We start from the raw sequence: 15,530 nt of genomic DNA on the forward strand, positions 1-15,530 counted from the left end.
ATCGGACGGATGGCATTCGGCTTCATCAAGAAGGTCTTCTCCTTCGGTAAGAAGGAGGTTGAGGAGCGCCCTGCGGAAGCAGGCGGCGAGGCGTCGCCTGCCGAGCTGACGAGGGGAACCGCCCCTCAGCCTTCCGAGCCCAAGCCGGAACCGGAAGTGCCGCCTCAGCCGGAGCCTCCGGCACGGCCCGAAGAGCCGGAACCTCAACCGCAGCCCCCCGCGCCGCAGCCCGAAGTTCCGCCGGAAGCTCCGCAAGAGCCGGAAATTCCTGAACCATCGCCTGCACCCGCGCCGGAAATTCCCGAAACGCCGCAGCCTTCTGCCGTAACCCCGCCTCGCGGGGAGGAGGAAGAGCAGCCGGAACCTGTGGAAGTGGAATTGCCCCTCGCGGCGGATGGGCAGGAAGCGGCTGAAGCCTTTTTCCAACCTGCGGAAACTGTCGAGGAGGCAGGAGAGGGGCAATTCACCACTTCAGGCCCGCTTCCGGTGAAGGAGGAACTGGCGCCGCCCAAGTCTGCTCAAGCCGAAGGCGGCGAAACCGACGCTGCCGCCAGCGCGCCGGAGGCCCTTGCCGAAGCGTTGCACGCGGGCCGTGTTGCGGTGACGCGAAGCGTCGAGCGCATCGCGGAGAAAGCGCCCGCGCCCGCCGTCGAAGAGCCGAGGAAGCCGTGGTTTCAGCGTTTGCGCGAAGGGCTTTCCCGTTCCTCGCGGGAGCTGCGCGACAGCATTTCCGGCATCTTCCTCAAGCGAAAGCTGGACGAAGAGACCCTGGAGGATCTGGAGGACGTGCTGCTGCGCGCCGATCTCGGTCTCGAAACGGCAATGCGCATCACTGACGCGCTTGCGGCCGGCCGCTACGGCAAGGACATCTCCGGGGCGGAGGTGCAGGCGGTGATGGCGGAGGAAATCGAGAAGGTGCTTGCTCCGGTCGCCATGCCGCTGGAGCTCGACCTTTCGATGAAGCCGCATGTCATCCTCGTGGTTGGCGTCAATGGCACGGGCAAGACCACCACCATCGGCAAGCTGGCGGCGAAGCTGAGGGCAGGCGGGCTTTCCGTGATGCTTGCGGCGGGCGACACGTTCCGCGCCGCGGCCATCGAGCAGCTCAAGATCTGGGGCGAGCGGACGGGCTCGCCGGTCGTTTCCTCCAAGCTCGGGGCGGATGCCGCCGGGCTTGCTTATGAGGCCTATGAGAAGGCGAAGGCCGCCGGAAGCGACGTGCTCATCATCGACACGGCGGGCCGGCTCCAGAACAAGACGGAGCTGATGGCAGAGCTCGAGAAGATCGTGCGCGTCCTGCGCAAGCACGATCCGGAGGCCCCGCACACGGTGCTCCAGACTCTCGATGCGACGACGGGCCAGAACGCCCTCAATCAGGTCGAAATTTTCCGCAATGTTGCCGGTGTGTCCGGGCTTGTGATGACCAAGCTTGACGGCACGGCCCGCGGCGGCATCCTGGTGGCCATTGCCGCCAGGCACAAGCTGCCTGTCTATTTCATCGGCGTCGGCGAAGGTGTCGACGATCTGGAACCTTTCTCTGCAAGCGATTTCGCCAAGGCGATCGCGGGAGTTGCCTGAGTGACCGACAAGATATTCGAGCGCGATCCTTCGGACCCGAAGCGCAAGGAGTTGAGCCCGGTGCTCAAGCTGGCGCTGGAGCTTGGGCCCCTGCTGATTTTCTTCTTCGCCAATGCGCGCGGGGAGTGGCTTGCGGCGCAATTCCCGGCACTGTCCGCACTCGGCGGGCCGATCTTCATCGCCACCGGCCTCTTCATGGCCGCGACGGCCATTTCGCTCGTGGCCTCATGGCTGCTGGTGCGCAGCCTGCCCATTATGCCCCTGGTCTCGGGCATCGTGGTGTTCGTCTTCGGCGCGCTGACGCTATTTCTTCAGAACGACACCTTCATCAAGATGAAGCCCACCATCGTCAACGCGCTGTTCGGCGCCATGCTGCTTGGCGGGCTTGCCTTCGGGAAATCGCTTCTCGGCCACGTCTTCGACTCGGCCTTCCGGCTCGACGCCGAAGGCTGGCGCAAGTTGACGCTGCGCTGGGGCCTGTTCTTCTTCTTCCTGGCCGTCGTCAATGAAGTGGTCTGGCGCTCTTTCTCCACCGATACGTGGGTGGCCTTCAAGGTGTGGGGTATCATGCCCATCACCATCCTATTCACCATGAGCCAGATGCCGCTCATCATGCGGCATTCGTTGGAAGGAAAAGGCGAGTAGGCGGCTGGAGCCTACCTACCCAGCCGTTTGCGCGCCGCTGCCATTGCGCCATCCATGCTGCTGTAGAACCTGACGGCCGGAGCGTGCAGGCCGAGCTTGTGCAGCATGTGGCGCATCTGACGGCTGGCGCCAACCAGATAAAGAATGGCGTCGTGCCGCCCAACCTTCCGCGCGAAGCCCTCGATGGTGGCCGCCGCCGTCGAATCGAGAACGCTGACGGCGGAAACGTCTACCACATAGGCCTTCGGCTGTCCGCCGATCCGGTCGAGCGCAGCGGCAACGCTCGCCGCCGCGCCGAAGAAGAAGGCGCCGGAGATGCGATAGACGACAATGTCATCGTCGGTCGCCATTTCGCTCGAATAAGGTCGCTCGCCGTTGTCGGCCCGGTCCGGCTGTACGATCGGGTGCGCCCGGTCGACCGCCACGGCGGTTGACATGCGGTGCAGGAAAAGCAGGGCGCCGACGCCGAAGCCGGCAAGTATGCCCTCGGTCAGATCGCGGAAGATCACGAGCAGGAAGGTGACGAGAAGCACCACGGCATCGCCGCGCGAGGCACGCAGAAGGGCGGCGAATTGGTGCTTCTCCGCCATGTTCCACGCGACCACCACGAGGATCGCGGCAAGGGCGGCCAGCGGAACGTAGGCGGCAAGCGGTGCAGCCGCCAGCATGAAGATGAGCAGAAAGACCGAATGCAACATGCCCGAGATCGGGCCATGCGCGCCCGCGCGTATGTTGGAAGCGGTTCGGGCGATGGTGCCGGTGACGCAGAAGCCACCGAAGAGCGAGGAGCCCATATTCGCGATGCCCTGAGCCACCAGCTCGCAGTTGGAGCGGTGCCGGCGGCCGGTCATCGAGTCGGCCACCACGGCCGAAAGCAGGCTTTCGATGCTGCCCAGAAGCGCGAACGAGAGGGCCGCGGGCAGAACCTCAGTGACCTTCTCCATCGTCATTTCCGGCAGGCCCGGCAGGGGCAGCGCCTGCGGAATTCCGCCAAAGCGCGTTCCGATGGTTTCCACCGGCAAGTTGAACGCCCATGCGGCAAGCGTGGCGGCGGCCACTGCGATCAGGAACCCGGGCCAGTGGGGTCTGTACCGGCGCAAGACGACGATGATCGCTGCCGACGCGACGGCGAGCGCCACTGCCGCGGCGTTGATTGTGGGAAGTGCCGCGCTGAGCACCTGCAACTTGGGGATCAGGGGCCCAGGTTCCTGGCTGTGCAATGTGAGGCCAAGGAAATCCTTGAGCTGGCTTGCCAGGATGATGACGGCGATACCCGCGGTAAACCCGACCGTCACCGGATAGGGCACATATTTGATGAAGGTTCCGAGGCGCAGGAGCCCGATGGCCAGCATGAAGAGGCCGGACAGGAAGGTGGCGAGGATGAGCCCATCCACGCCGTGGGCCTGCACGGTGGCAAGCACCAGCACGATGAAGGCGCCGGCAGGCCCGCCGATCTGAAACCGGCTGCCGCCGAGGGCGGAGACCAGAAAGCCGCCGACGATCGCCGTGTAAAGGCCGCGCTCCGGCTCAACGCCGGAGGCGATGGCAATGGCCATCGATAGCGGCAGGGCGATGATCGCCACCGTCAGCCCCGAGATCGTGTCGGCTCGGAGTGTTTTGAGATTGTATCCTTCGCGAAGGACAGTGATGAGCTTGGGTGTGAACAGCTCGATGAAACCGGGCTCGTGCGCTCGGGACATTGCCGTGCCTGTCTCTTTCTGTGAAGCAGCGGGCTGCCAAGACTGCCGGCGATCCGCTGCTGATTGCCGCGTCAGCCGGTTTCGTTTCTGGCAGGGGCCTCCTTGAGGCGGACCCCGCGACCGCCGCCGGTGCTCGGCATGTTTTCGCCGATCAGCTCAATGCCCGCTCGGTCGAGCGCTTCGACCACCTTGGTCAAGGTATCGACCACGCCGCGCACCGTTCCTTCGCTGGCTTCCATCCGTTGGATCGTGGGAAGCGATACGCCGGACAGCTCGGCCAGCCTCTTCTGATCAATGCCGAGGAGGGCGCGCGCAGCGCGCATCTGGGCAGCGGTAATCATGAACGTTCCAGTCTGACGATGCCGTTACATACCAGGGATTAGAACTGATGTCTAGTACATCATACGTAATTCAAATGACATCAATATTCCCGCCTCAGAACTAAATGTCGAACCAGCCGATGATGCCGCCCAGGAGCGCAACGCCGAGCCAGTGCCCCCGCGCCGATGATGGTGAGGTTCCAGCCGAAGCCATGATAGCGGTGGTTGACGGCGATGGTGGTGGCTATGAAGCCCAGCCAAAAAATCGCGCCGGAGACCGCCCCGTTCCAGAACGTGACCTGACCTGTTCCCAGGTGGCCGATGGTGCCGGCAAAATCCATGCCATGATCAGCTCGGCGACGAATGAGGCGACGAAAGTCACGGCGCTCGGCTTCATTTTGCTTGGATCGATGCAGGAGGCTCCCATCCAGGGCTTGCTCAGGGTCGTCTAATAGGGGGCGCCGAAGGCAAAGGCGGCGATGGCTGCGACAATGTCTTCATTCCATCGAAGTCCATCGCAGGCTCCCGTTCACAATGTCCGTGCGCCAGGCCTATTAGTGCCGGGGTGTCAGAGGAAACGCCATACAGTGGTCTGTTTCACTTCCGCGTCCTCAAGAGCACGTGTGACCGACACCGAGTAGGTGGCAATGCGTTCAAGGTTCGCCCTCGGCAGGTAAGCGCGGCCCGGATCGCCGACCAAGACGGTCACGCCGCGCCGGGCAAGCGTGCGGAACCATGGCTCGATGGCGGATGCGAGTTCGCGGTCGTAGAAGACGTCGCCGGCGAGCAGCACCTCGTACTCGGGCTCGGTGCCGATGAGGTTCTCGTCCGTAAAGCCGAAGACAACGCCATTCTCGGCCATGTTGAGGCGGCAGGCCGGGGCGGAAAAGGGATCAATGTCGGCCGCTAGCACATGCGCCGCGCCTGCCTTGCAAGCGGCGATCGCCACCAGGCCCGAGCCGGTGGCAAAGTCGAGCACGCGCTTTCCGCGCACGGTTTTAGGGTGATCAAGCACATAGCGCGCCAGCCCCTGGCCGCCCGCCCAGGCAAAGGCCCAGAAAGGCGGCGGTAGGCCGATCTCCTCAAGCTCCTCCTGCGTATGGTGCCACAGTTCATACGCCTCATCGGCCAGATGAAGTGTGATCTCCGGCACATGCGGCGGAGCCGAGGCCCGCGTGTTCGCGCGGATGAAGGCCTCCCGTTCGCTGGGCGCCTGCTTGCGGATCACGGCGCGGGATCAAGGCCGCCCATGCGGCAGACTTCCTTCCACTCCGCTTCACTTACGGGCTGCACGGAAAGGCGCGAATTGTTCACCAGAACCATGTCCTTGAGCTTGGGATTGGCCTTGATTTCCTCGAGCGAGACCGGCCTTGGCATGTCGCGCACCGCGCGAATGTCCACGCATTCCCAGCGCGGATCGTCCGTGGTGGAATCGGGATGGGCAAGCGCGATCACCTCGACAATGCCGACGACGCTCGTCTCCTTCACGGAATGATAGAAGAAGCCGAGATCACCGATCTTCATGGCGCGCATGTTGTTGCGCGCCTGGTAGTTGCGCACGCCATCCCATTCTTGGCCTTGGTCGCCCTTCTTCTTCTGCATCTCCCAGGACCAGGACGTGGGCTCGGATTTGAACAGCCAGTAGGCCATCACCCCTTCTCCGGTTTGTTGTAGACCCAATTCCACGGGCGAATTTCGACGGAATCGAACAGGCCGGCAAGCGCATAGGGATCGGCATTCGCCAGCTTCTCCGCCTCCTCGCGGCTTTCCGCCTCATAGGCGACCATGCTGCCACAAGGCTTTCCTTCATCGTCAAGAAACGGCCCTGCGAAGACGAGTTTGCCCTCGGCATTAAGCCTGTCGAGATAGGCCAGATGCTCTGGCCTCGTCTCCATACGAAGCTGCAGGTGGCCCGGCTTGTCGCGGCTCTGGCTGACGTAGATCATGTGGACTCCCTCCTTTGAAAACTAGCTTGCCTCGTTCTTGAGCGGCCGGGCAAGAAGCGCCTGCATGGCGGCTTCGACGGTCAGTCTGCCCTCCAATATTCCGGTCACCGCGTCGATGATGGGCGTTTCAATGCCTTTTTCACGGGCGATCTGGGCAGCGATCCCCGCGGTAAAGACGCCTTCGGCCAAGGGCAGACCCTCGACGCTTTCCCCGCGGCCAAGCGCAAGCCCGTAGGAGAAATTGCGCGATTGTGCCGAGCTGCAGGTGAGGATGAGATCGCCGAGGCCGGAAAGGCCCATAAGGGTTTCCGGTCGGGCTCCGAAGGCGACACCCACGCGCCGCAGTTCCACAAATCCGCGGGTAATCATCGCGGCCACGGCGCTTGCGCCGAGGCCCGCGCCGCTGGTTGCCCCGGCGGCAATGGCGAGTACGTTCTTCAGCGCGCCGCCGATCTCCACGCCTATCAGATCGTCGCTCGAATAGCAGCGCAGATTGGGGGCGGAAAGCCGCGCGGCCAGTTCCGCCGCGAGTGCGCCATCCTGCGAGGCGACGGTTACGGCCGTCGGCAGGCCGCTTGCCACGTCACTCGCAAAGCTCGGCCCTGAGAGGGCGGCGATTGGATTGCCCGGCAGGGTTTCAGCCGCGACCTGCGACATGAGACGGCCTGTCCCCCGCTCGATGCCTTTCGCACACAGTACCACGGGGACGTCGCGGGCCAGAGTGGCGCTTGCGGTGGCAAGGACATCCCGAAGGTTTTGCGCAGGGACGGCGGCAAGAACGCAATCCGCGCCCGAAAGTACCGCTGCCATGTCATCGAGCGCCGCCAGCCGCGGGTTGAGCGCGATGCCCGGCAGATAGCGGCGGTTTTCATGGGTGTGGGTGATGTCGTGCGCCAGGTCGGCCCTGCGCGCCCAGAGGGTGGCCCGGTGCCCCGCGCGCAGAGCAGTGAGCGCGAGAGCCGTGCCCCATGCGCCCGCGCCGAGAACGGCTATGGTCCAGGGCCCGTTCATGCCTTTGCGCCCCGTTTTCCCGCCCCGACAACGGGCGTGGTATTCTCGTCCAGGGGCCAGCGCGGACGCGGTGCAAAGGCAAGCGCATTTTCGGGGAGCATGCCCGCTTCAAGCCGCTCCAGCCCCGCCCAGGCGATCATAGCCGCGTTGTCGCCGCACAGTTTGAGCGGCGGTGCGACGAGGCGGAAGCCTGCCTGCCTGCAGAGTTCATCGAGCGCGCCGCGAATGGCCTGATTGGCCGCCACGCCGCCCGCCACCACGAGCGCCGGCTCTTGAAGCTCGGGATGTGTTTCGCGAAAGCGGTTGAGAGAATGCATCACGCGATCGGCGAGAGATTCCGTCACCGCTGCCTGGAAGGAGGCGCAGAGATCGGCGACATCGGCTTGTGATAGAGGAGCAAGCTCGCTGGCTGCGCGCCGCACGGCCGTCTTGAGGCCCGAGAAGGAAAAATCCGGGCGTGCTTCACCCTTCATCGGGCGCGGAAAGGCAAAACGCGCCGAATGGCCATTCTTGGCCGCGCGCTCGACGCTCGGGCCCCCCGGATAAGGGAGGCTCAGCAGCTTCGCCGTCTTGTCAAAGGCTTCGCCCAGCGCGTCGTCAATGGTGCTTGCCCAGCGTTCGTACTGGCCGAGGCCCGCGACATGGACGATCTGCGTGTGCCCGCCGGAGACCAGGAGCAGCAGATAGGGAAAATCGAGCCCGTCGGTGAGCCGCGCCGTAAGCGCATGGCCTTCCAGGTGGTTGACCGGCACCAGAGGCTTGCCCAGCGCCGCCGCAATGGCCTTGCCCGTGGTAAGCCCCACGATGAGGCCTCCGATGAGGCCGGGGCCTGCCGTGGCGGCGATGCCGTCCATTTCGTCTAGCGTGGCGCCCGCCTCGGTAAGTGCCGCCTCGATCACGCCATCCAGCGCTTCCACGTGGGCGCGGGCGGCGATCTCCGGCACCACGCCGCCGAATGCCGCATGAGCGTCGATCTGGCTGAGCACGATGTTCGAGAGAATCCTCGGCGTGTCGTCCTTATCGCGCGCGACAACGGCGGCGGCGGTCTCGTCGCAGCTCGTCTCTATGCCCAACACGCGCGTCATTCCGTCTGGCCTGCCGTTGTTGCCGATAGATTCCATCCCAGATAGGTAGGGATGCCGGTTAGCACGGACATGGCTGCATGCAAACTGATGTGGTAAGAATCGGAACGCGCGGAAGCGCGCTCGCATTGGCGCAAGCCGCGGAGACGCGCGCGCGGCTGATGGCCGCCCATGGGCTGCCGGAGGAAGCGTTCGAGATCGTGGTCATCCGAACGACTGGAGACCGCATCCAGGACCGGCCGCTGTCCGAGGCCGGCGGCAAGGGGCTTTTCACCAGGGAAATCGAGGAAGCTCTGCGTAATGGCCGCATCGATCTTGCGGTGCACTCCTCAAAGGATATGCCTACTGTGCTTCCGGAGGGGCTGGAGCTTGCCGCATTTCTTGAACGCGAGGATGTGCGCGACGCTTTCATGGGGCGTGAGGTGAGCCGGCTTAAAGAACTGCCTCGCGGGGCAAAGCTCGGCACATCCTCCCTGCGCCGGCAGGCCTTGACCCTACGCCTGCGGCCGGACCTCAAGGTCGAATCATTCCGCGGCAATGTGCAGACGCGGCTAAGGAAGCTGGAGGAGGGCGTGGCCGAAGGCACGCTGCTTGCGCTCGCGGGCTTGAAGCGGCTGAAGCTTGAGCATCTTGCCTCGGAGATCATGGACATTGCCGAATTTCCACCGGCCTTGGGGCAGGGGGCAATCTGCATCGAGACGCGGCAGGGCGATGAGCGGATAGGTCAGATGGTGGCGGCGATCCACCATGAGGCAACGGGCGCGGCTCTGATCTGCGAGCGTGCGTTTCTGGCCGCACTCGATGGCTCCTGCCGCACGCCGATTGCCGGGCACGCGACGGTCGAGGCGGATCGGATTCGTTTCTCCGGGATGATTCTGACCCCGGATGGCAGCCAGGCGCACCGGATTGAGCGCGAAGGCAGCGTTCGGGACGCTGTGAACATCGGCACGGAAGCTGGGGCGAGAATCCGTGAACAGGCAGGCAGCCAGTTCTTCGCCGGCTGGTCCTGATATGCAGCGCATTCTTGTCACCCGGCCGGAACCCGACAACGCGCGCACGGCTGAAAAGCTTTCTGCGCTCGGCTTCACACCCTTGCAGCTTCCGTTGACGGCCATCAAGCCGCTGGCCGTCAGGGAATGGCCGGACCCTTCCTACATTGATGCGGTTGCCGTCACCAGCGTCAATGCCGTGCGCCATGCGCCTGAGGCATTGCTGACGGATATCGCACTCCAGCCCTGCTATACGGTTGGCGAACGATCAGGCGAGGTAGCCGGCGCGGCTGGTCTCAACGTTGTTGACGCCGAGGGCAAGGATGCGGAAGGGCTCGTGCGGCGCATCACGGCAGATTTGGCGCAGGGCCGGAAAGTGCTTGTCCTCTGCGGGCGGGTGCGCCGTCCCGTATTGCAGGACGGGTTGAGGCAGGCGGGCATCGAAACCTTCGTTGTCGAGACCTATGACACCATCACCTTTAGCCCGAGCGAGGAAGAGATAGTGGCGAAGCTGGAAGCGCCTGTCGATGGCGTGCTGTTCTATTCCGCCCTCGCGGCGAAGGCGTTCGCGCGAATCTCGGCATGCCGCCTGTTCTCGCAATCTGCCTATTTCGCTATTTCGGAAAGAGTTGGGAAAATGCTGCCGCCTGAGGCAAGGGACCGTTTGCACATTGCGCAGGAACCGAACGAAGAAGCGCTGCTTTCGCTTCTTTCCCGTTAGCGCCAACTTTTTTCGGGCGGCGCGGCTGTGGTAGGTGTGCTGCGCTGCACAACAGCGAGACGACAGGAGCTGCCGGATGGTCAAAACGCCTAGAACGCGCCATTCAAAGGCCAGCCGAGAACCGGTGACCATTGATCTCGAGGCAGAGGCGGTTGAGCGCAATGCAGACGAGGCCGTCGCGGTGAAGGCCGAGGAGGCTGCCTCGGCTGAAGGAGAGACCGGCGCTGCGGACCGCGAAGGCGCTCGGACGGCGGACACGGCGCCTGAGGAGCCTGTGAACACAGGAGAGACCGAGACGGCCGGCGCTACTCAGGCAACTCCGGAAGGTGAGGCCCCCTCCGAGCCTCAGCGTGAAGAACCCACCCGTCCGCGAAGGGCGGGCGTTGCCGCGCTAGCCGTGATTGCCGGACTCGTGGGCGGAGCGGCCGGTGCCGGCGGCGTGTGGTTTGTCGAACGATATTCTCCGGAAAACACGGCGCCCGATCCTGCCCTCGAGAGTCTCCGCCAACAGGTACAGGCGCTCGACAGTGCACTCGCACGGCTGCTTGAGGAGAGAGCCAGCGCGCAGGCCTCCAATCCTCCCGCAGATCAGGCGCTGGCTCCGGCTGTTGACGAGCTGCGCCAGCGGGTCACGGCGATGGAATCGCAGATCGGCGGGCTGAACGAAAGCGTCAAGGCGCTTCAGGAAGTGCCCCGCTTGGCGCCTGGAGCGGCAGCGCTCGTGCCCATTGAGCAGCGCCTCACGGATGTGGAAGACCGCTTAGCCGACCTGGCACAGATCGCGGGTCAGGCGGAGGGCAGTGCGGAGCTGAGCGGGCGGCTCGCCGCAGCTGAGGAACGCATCACCGGTTCGGAGCAGGCCGCCCAGGAAGCACGGCAATCGGCGACTGCGAATGCACAAAGGCTGGATGAGATTATCTCGCGACTCACAGCGCTTGAGGAGCGGGTGGAACGCCAGGACGAGGGGCCGCGCCTTGCCCTTATCGTCGCGGCATCCGCGCTGCGTTCGGCGGTGGAGCGCGGAGAGCCCTTCGCGGGCGAACTGGAAACATACACGGCCCTTGCGCCCAATCCGGCGGCGGTCGAGCCCCTGACACGCTATGCCGACACCGGAGTTCCCACTGACGCTGAACTGGTTGCCGCGGCGTCGGACGCCGCCTCGCGGATCGTTTCGGCTACGACCGCCCTCCCGCCGGATGCGGGCTTTCTCGACCGGCTGATGGCGAGCGCGCGCTCGGCCGTGAAGGTGCGTCCCGTCGGCGAGGTGGAAGGTGAGACGCCGGAGGCGATCGCCGCGCGCATGGAAGCCGCTGTGCAGCGCGGGGATCACGCCGCCGCGATCGCGGAGTACGACTCGCTTCCGGCGGCGGCGAAGGAGGCCGCGAGCGATTTCGCCGAGAAGCTGCGCGCCCGCATCGCAGCCGAGGAGGTGCTGGAAAATGCGCTTTCCGATGCGCTGAACCCCGCTTGAGGAAGCCGATGGTCCGTGTTCTCGTCTTTTTCGTTCTCGTTCTGTTTCTAGGCCTTGGCTTTGCGTGGCTTGCCGAGCGTCCGGGGGATCTGGTGATCACCTTCGGCGGCTACCGCTACGAAGTCACGCTGATGATGGCCGCCGTGCTGGTGGTGGCTGTGGTCGCAGCGGTCATGCTTCTGTGGTGGATTCTGCGCGGTCTCTGGCGCAGCCCCTATGCGGTGGCCCGCTATTTCAGAGCGCGGCGGCGCGATCGCGGTTATCAGTCGCTCTCCACCGGTCTCATTGCCGCTGGTGCCGGCGACGCGGGTCTTGCTCGCCGCATGGGCAAGCAGGCTGCCAAGCTGCTCTCGTCGGATCAGGAGCCGCTTCTGCACCTGCTCGATGCTCAGGCCGCCCTTCTGGAAGGCGATCACGAGGCGGCACGCAAGAAGTTTGCCGCCATGGTCGAGGACCCGGAGATGCGGCTTCTCGGCCTGCGCGGGCTTTATCTGGAAGCGGAGCGCATGGGCGAGCGCGAGGCCGCCCGCCACTACGCCGCACAGGCCGCCAGAACCGCGCCGCAACTTGGCTGGGCGATGAAAGCCACGCTGGAAGCGAGGGTCGAGGAGCGCGACTGGAAGGGTGCGCTGGCGCTGGTAGAGGCACAGAAACCCGCGCACCCCGGGGAGCGCGAGGCCCAGGCGCGCCGCCGCGCCGTATTGCTCACTGCCCAGGCGATGGATGAGCTTGACAGCGATCCTGCGATGGCGCGCGCCAACGCTCTGGAGGCTCACCGCCTGCAGCCGGATTTTGTGCCGGCGGCGGTGACCGCGGCTCGCGCGCTTCTGCGGCAGAACGATCTGCGCCGGGCGACCAAGGTGCTGGAGACGGTTTGGAAGAAGACGCCCCATCCGGAAGTGGTTGAGGTCTACGTCCATGCGCGGCCGGGCGATTCCACCCATGACCGGCTGACGCGGGCCCGGAAGCTGGCGCGGCTCCGGCCCAACCACGTCGAATCGGAGCTGGCGGTGGCCCGCGCCGCGCTGGATGCCGGCGAGTTCGCCCAGGCCCGCGCCGCCGCCGAAGCGGCCGTGCGGCTTTCCCCGCGCGAGGGGGCCTTCCTTCTCCTCGCCGATATCGAGGAAGCGGAGACGGGCGATCAGGGCCGTGTGCGGCACTGGCTGGCCAAGGCCGTGCGCGCGCCACGCGATCCCGCCTGGGTGGCGGACGGCTATGTGGCCGAGCGCTGGATGCCCGCCTCTCCTGTGACGGGCGAACTCGACGCCTTTGAGTGGCGCGTTCCGATGGAACGTCCCGGTCAGATCATCGATGCCGAAGAGGCGCTGACGGCGCTGCCGGAAGGCAGTCACCGCTCGGCCGAGGTGAATGCAGAGGAAGCCCATCGTCCGCCGGACGAAGCTGTTTCGGCGTCTAATGCCCGAGTGGACGAGCCGGCGGCAGCCTGGGAAACCAAGGTCCCGCCCGCTCCGGCAAAGGACGAGGCCGCCAGCGCCGCACGTGATGCAGGGGAGGCGCGTCCCCACATCGAGGAGAAGCCGGTGCAGCGCATCACGCCCGTGATCCCGGACGGAAAAGATGAGGCTGAAGAGCCAAGACCTCCGCTACCGGACGACCCCGGCGTCGAGCCGGAGGAGGAGGCCAGCACCTCGAGGAACTTCCGCCTGTTTTGAATGGCGTGACACGTCCGCAACAGAGCCTGAGGAACCGTGGCCACGAAGAGACATTTTCCCCAGGTGGCCGCTTGGGGCGCTTGTGCGCTCCGCCGCCGCTCTCCAAACATGGCGCTGACGATTCCATAAGGCCTATGATGTTCGAGCGTATTCTTTCATTCCTCAGAGATCTGCCGGCGGGCGGCAACGGCACGGGCAAGCTCACCGTTGATGACCCGCGCGTGGCGGCTGCCGCCCTGTTGATTCACGTCATGAGTGCGGACGGCGTGGCGAGTCCGGACGAGCAGAAACGGCTGAGGGAAGCGCTGTCGAAAGCCTATAATCTCAGGGGCGCCGATCTGAAGGCCCTGATGAAGGCCGGTGAAGAGGCGGAAGCCGAGGCGGTGGACCTCTACGTATTTACAAGCGTGCTCAATCGGAACCTCGATGAGGATGCACGGGCGGAGTTCATCCGGCTGATGTGGGAAATCGTCTTTGCAGACGGAGAGATGCACGAGCTGGAAGACAATCTGGTCTGGCGCGTTGCCGAGTTGATCGGGGTCGATTCGCGCACTCGGGTGCTGATGCGTCAGAGCGTGCGGACGGCGGACGGGGAGGGAGGCGAATAGAAGCGCACCCATGGGCGGGGACGGAGAAAAGAAGATCCTGATAGTGTTGCATCAGGAGCTGTCGAGCCCCGGCCGGGTAGGCCAGCTTCTGCAGCGCTCGGGCTTTACGCTCGATATCCGCCGCCCGCCGCTGGGCGATCCCCTGCCCGAAACGCTCGCGGAGCATGCCGGGGCAGTGGTGTTCGGCGGCCCGATGAGCGCCAACGACCAAGACGATTTCATCCGCCGTGAGACGGAATGGCTGGCCGTTCCCCTGAAAGAAGAAAAACCGTTTCTCGGCATTTGCCTTGGCGCCCAGATGCTGGTGAAGCATCTGGGCGGGCAGGTGAAGAGCCGTGATGACGGCCTGGTGGAGATTGGCTGGTATCCGCTGCGGGCCACCGAAGAGGGACGCCGGCTGATGCACTGGCCGGAGATGGTCTACCAGTTTCACCGCGAGGGCTTTTCGCTTCCCTCAGGCGCCACGCTGCTGGCCACCGCTGAACATTATCCCAATCAAGCCTTCCGGTACGGCCGCAACGCCTGGGGCATCCAGTTCCACGCGGAGCTGACGCGCCTGATGATGCAGCGCTGGGTGGTGCGCGGGGCGCATCGCTTCGTGCTGCCCGGCGCGCAGCCGGGCCGGGATCATCTGGGTGGCCGCCTCATCTGGGACACGCACCTGAAGCAGTGGCTGGTCGATTTCCTGGACATCGTCTTCGGCGGCGGCAGGGAGGCTCGCGTGCAGGCGGGCGACGAAGCGGAGGCGCAGAGGCCGCTCGGTCAGAGGAAAGTGGGCAAGCGCGGGATCGCCTAACGACCGGTTCCTCTTTGCGGAGGCCTTTGCGGGATGTCGTAATTTCCCGCCACAGGAAGCGCAGGGGGGCAGGTCAAAGCAGCGCAATTGAAGGCCCAAAAATTGTGCGCCAACTTGTGCGTCGTCGCTGGCATGCCGCGGGCTCGTGGCCTATATAGGCGCTGGCGGTCTGCGCCTCGCGACAGGAATCCACATCCCCGGGGCCTTATCGATCCTGAAGGGAGCTGTCCCTGACCTTGTCCGTGGACTTGGTCATATGGCGCCCACCTACTTTGTAGGTTCCCGGGATCGAGCATTCCATCGGTTGTCGCGGATCGCCATATGCCAATGTCGCCCCCTTCCCTTGCGTGTGTCGTTTTCCGCTTCGCCGGAGCTTTCGGGTTCCGCTACAAGGGGGCATGGAAGTCACACCCCGGGAACTGAAAAAGACACTGCGGCAGGAGGCGCTCGCGCGTCGCGATGCGCTCGATCCGCGCTGGCGCATCGAAGCGTCCCTCAGCTTCGCGAATTGGGTGGAGGCGCTTGCGCCGCCTGCTGGCACGGCCGTTTCGGGCTTCTGGCCCATGCGGTCGGAAGTCGATGTGCGGCCGCTGATGGAGGCGCTGAGAAAGCGCGGCGCCCGCCTCTGCCTGCCCGCCATCCTCGACCGGGAGACCATCGTCTTCCGCGAGTTTCTGCCCGATGCGCCGCTTGTCGATATGGGCTTCGGCACCAAGGGTCTCGACGCAAGCGCAGCTGTGCTCGAACCTGATCTGATGCTCGTGCCGCTTGCAGCCTTCGACCGGCGCGGACACCGCATCGGCTATGGCGCCGGCTACTATGACCGCGCCATTGCGCGGCTCAAGGCAAACGGCCATGCTCGCCGTCTCGTCGGTATCGCCTTTGATTGCCAAGAAGTGCCGCAGGTGCCCGACGAGCCCCATGACGTCATCATCCCCGAAATCCTGACAGAGAGCGGCTTGCGCCGGTTCCCTCCCGCCGGGTAAGAGC

General features: G+C 64.9%; 17 protein-coding genes and 1 other RNA gene. 11 read left to right on the top strand and 7 right to left on the bottom strand.

From position 1 onward, the window contains the following. The first annotated feature begins 9 nt into the window (after nt 1-9). Nucleotides 10-1,578 carry a signal recognition particle-docking protein FtsY gene (ftsY, locus tag NYR54_RS01395; protein WP_261513611.1) on the top strand — a complete coding sequence of 523 codons (1,569 nt, stop codon included), beginning with the start codon at nt 10-12 and terminating at the stop codon, nt 1,576-1,578. Beyond that, the gene (locus NYR54_RS01400) at nt 1,579-2,223 is read left to right on the top strand and encodes a septation protein A (protein WP_261513613.1); all 645 of its coding nucleotides are present in this window, start codon (nt 1,579-1,581) and stop codon (nt 2,221-2,223) included. Between the two features lie 11 nt (nt 2,224-2,234). On the opposite strand, the gene NYR54_RS01405 is transcribed toward NYR54_RS01400, so the two are convergent. Both NYR54_RS01405 and NYR54_RS01410 read right to left on the bottom strand, forming a co-directional pair. Then, entirely contained in the window at nt 2,235-3,923 is a 1,689-nt protein-coding gene (locus NYR54_RS01405; protein ID WP_261513614.1) for a SulP family inorganic anion transporter, read from the bottom strand. Between the two features lie 71 nt (nt 3,924-3,994). Next, nucleotides 3,995-4,264 (bottom strand): helix-turn-helix domain-containing protein, encoded by a 270-nt coding sequence (locus NYR54_RS01410; protein ID WP_261513615.1) that lies wholly within the window; start codon nt 4,262-4,264, stop codon nt 3,995-3,997. Nucleotides 4,265-4,455: 191 nt separating this feature from the next. Here NYR54_RS01410 and NYR54_RS19245 point away from each other — a divergent pair, with 191 nt between their 5' ends. Next, the gene (locus NYR54_RS19245) at nt 4,456-4,695 is read left to right on the top strand and encodes a hypothetical protein (RefSeq protein WP_341484273.1); all 240 of its coding nucleotides are present in this window, start codon (nt 4,456-4,458) and stop codon (nt 4,693-4,695) included. Nucleotides 4,696-4,811: 116 nt separating this feature from the next. On the opposite strand, the gene NYR54_RS01420 is transcribed toward NYR54_RS19245, so the two are convergent. From NYR54_RS01420 to tsaD, 5 genes are read right to left on the bottom strand one after another with little or no spacing between them, the layout of a single operon-like run. After that, nucleotides 4,812-5,468 carry a class I SAM-dependent methyltransferase gene (locus tag NYR54_RS01420; RefSeq protein WP_423738549.1) on the bottom strand — a complete coding sequence of 219 codons (657 nt, stop codon included), beginning with the start codon at nt 5,466-5,468 and terminating at the stop codon, nt 4,812-4,814. Continuing rightward, entirely contained in the window at nt 5,468-5,893 is a 426-nt protein-coding gene (locus NYR54_RS01425; RefSeq protein ID WP_261513616.1) for an EVE domain-containing protein, read from the bottom strand. The genes NYR54_RS01420 and NYR54_RS01425 overlap by 1 nt, the downstream gene beginning before the upstream one ends. Next, nucleotides 5,893-6,189: a YciI-like protein gene (locus NYR54_RS01430; protein ID WP_261513617.1), complete on the bottom strand. Its 297-nt coding sequence runs from the start codon at nt 6,187-6,189 to the stop codon at nt 5,893-5,895. The genes NYR54_RS01425 and NYR54_RS01430 overlap by 1 nt, the downstream gene beginning before the upstream one ends. A 21-nt stretch (nt 6,190-6,210) precedes the next feature. After that, the gene (locus NYR54_RS01435; protein ID WP_261513618.1) at nt 6,211-7,200 is read right to left on the bottom strand and encodes an NAD(P)H-dependent glycerol-3-phosphate dehydrogenase; all 990 of its coding nucleotides are present in this window, start codon (nt 7,198-7,200) and stop codon (nt 6,211-6,213) included. After that, on the bottom strand, nt 7,197-8,285 hold the full coding sequence (gene tsaD, locus NYR54_RS01440; RefSeq protein WP_261513619.1) for a tRNA (adenosine(37)-N6)-threonylcarbamoyltransferase complex transferase subunit TsaD: 1,089 nt from the start codon (nt 8,283-8,285) through the stop codon (nt 7,197-7,199). Before tsaD ends, NYR54_RS01435 begins: the two co-directional genes overlap by 4 nt. 77 nt (nt 8,286-8,362) lie before the next feature. On the opposite strand from tsaD, the gene hemC reads away from it, so the two are divergent. The 8 genes from hemC (at nt 8,363) to NYR54_RS01480 (ending at nt 15,526) form a co-directional block, all read left to right on the top strand. Beyond that, nucleotides 8,363-9,292, top strand: coding sequence for a hydroxymethylbilane synthase (gene hemC, locus NYR54_RS01445; protein WP_261513620.1), 930 nt, complete (start codon nt 8,363-8,365; stop codon nt 9,290-9,292). 1 nt (nt 9,293) lies between these two features. After that, nucleotides 9,294-9,992 (top strand): uroporphyrinogen-III synthase, encoded by a 699-nt coding sequence (locus NYR54_RS01450; RefSeq protein ID WP_261513621.1) that lies wholly within the window; start codon nt 9,294-9,296, stop codon nt 9,990-9,992. A gap of 124 nt (nt 9,993-10,116) precedes the next feature. Next, nucleotides 10,117-11,463, top strand: coding sequence for a COG4223 family protein (locus NYR54_RS01455; RefSeq protein ID WP_261513622.1), 1,347 nt, complete (start codon nt 10,117-10,119; stop codon nt 11,461-11,463). A gap of 8 nt (nt 11,464-11,471) precedes the next feature. After that, a complete protein-coding gene (locus NYR54_RS01460; RefSeq protein WP_261513623.1) occupies nt 11,472-13,136 on the top strand; it encodes a heme biosynthesis protein HemY in 1,665 nt (554 codons plus the stop codon). 137 nt (nt 13,137-13,273) lie between these two features. Then, on the top strand, nt 13,274-13,744 hold the full coding sequence (locus NYR54_RS01465) for a tellurite resistance TerB family protein (RefSeq protein ID WP_261513624.1): 471 nt from the start codon (nt 13,274-13,276) through the stop codon (nt 13,742-13,744). 10 nt (nt 13,745-13,754) lie between these two features. Continuing rightward, nucleotides 13,755-14,540, top strand: a complete 786-nt coding sequence (locus NYR54_RS01470; RefSeq protein ID WP_261513625.1) for a glutamine amidotransferase — start codon at nt 13,755-13,757, stop codon at nt 14,538-14,540. 163 nt (nt 14,541-14,703) lie between these two features. Continuing rightward, nucleotides 14,704-14,860, top strand: a non-coding RNA gene (gene ssrS / locus NYR54_RS01475) — 6S RNA. Nucleotides 14,861-14,938: 78 nt separating this feature from the next. After that, entirely contained in the window at nt 14,939-15,526 is a 588-nt protein-coding gene (locus NYR54_RS01480; RefSeq protein ID WP_261513626.1) for a 5-formyltetrahydrofolate cyclo-ligase, read from the top strand. Nucleotides 15,527-15,530 lie beyond the last annotated feature (4 nt).

The organism is Chelativorans petroleitrophicus (genome assembly GCF_025398195.1).
Lineage (GTDB): Bacteria > Pseudomonadota > Alphaproteobacteria > Rhizobiales > Rhizobiaceae > Chelativorans > Chelativorans petroleitrophicus.

Bases quoted from the DNA above. Each gene is read 5' to 3' on its own strand.
- ftsY (WP_261513611.1), top strand. From the start codon at position 10: ATGGCATTCGGCTTCATCAAGAAGGTCTTCTCCTTCGGTAAGAAGGAG.
- NYR54_RS01405 (WP_261513614.1), bottom strand. From the start codon at position 3,923: ATGTCCCGAGCGCACGAGCCCGGTTTCATCGAGCTGTTCACACCCAAG.
- NYR54_RS01410 (WP_261513615.1), bottom strand. From the start codon at position 4,264: ATGATTACCGCTGCCCAGATGCGCGCTGCGCGCGCCCTCCTCGGCATT.
- NYR54_RS19245 (WP_341484273.1), top strand. From the start codon at position 4,456: ATGATAGCGGTGGTTGACGGCGATGGTGGTGGCTATGAAGCCCAGCCA.
- NYR54_RS01425 (WP_261513616.1), bottom strand. From the start codon at position 5,893: ATGGCCTACTGGCTGTTCAAATCCGAGCCCACGTCCTGGTCCTGGGAG.
- NYR54_RS01430 (WP_261513617.1), bottom strand. From the start codon at position 6,189: ATGATCTACGTCAGCCAGAGCCGCGACAAGCCGGGCCACCTGCAGCTT.
- NYR54_RS01435 (WP_261513618.1), bottom strand. From the start codon at position 7,200: ATGAACGGGCCCTGGACCATAGCCGTTCTCGGCGCGGGCGCATGGGGC.
- tsaD (WP_261513619.1), bottom strand. From the start codon at position 8,285: ATGACGCGCGTGTTGGGCATAGAGACGAGCTGCGACGAGACCGCCGCC.
- hemC (WP_261513620.1), top strand. From the start codon at position 8,363: ATGCAAACTGATGTGGTAAGAATCGGAACGCGCGGAAGCGCGCTCGCA.
- NYR54_RS01450 (WP_261513621.1), top strand. From the start codon at position 9,294: ATGCAGCGCATTCTTGTCACCCGGCCGGAACCCGACAACGCGCGCACG.
- NYR54_RS01460 (WP_261513623.1), top strand. From the start codon at position 11,472: ATGGTCCGTGTTCTCGTCTTTTTCGTTCTCGTTCTGTTTCTAGGCCTT.
- NYR54_RS01465 (WP_261513624.1), top strand. From the start codon at position 13,274: ATGTTCGAGCGTATTCTTTCATTCCTCAGAGATCTGCCGGCGGGCGGC.
- NYR54_RS01470 (WP_261513625.1), top strand. From the start codon at position 13,755: ATGGGCGGGGACGGAGAAAAGAAGATCCTGATAGTGTTGCATCAGGAG.
- NYR54_RS01480 (WP_261513626.1), top strand. From the start codon at position 14,939: ATGGAAGTCACACCCCGGGAACTGAAAAAGACACTGCGGCAGGAGGCG.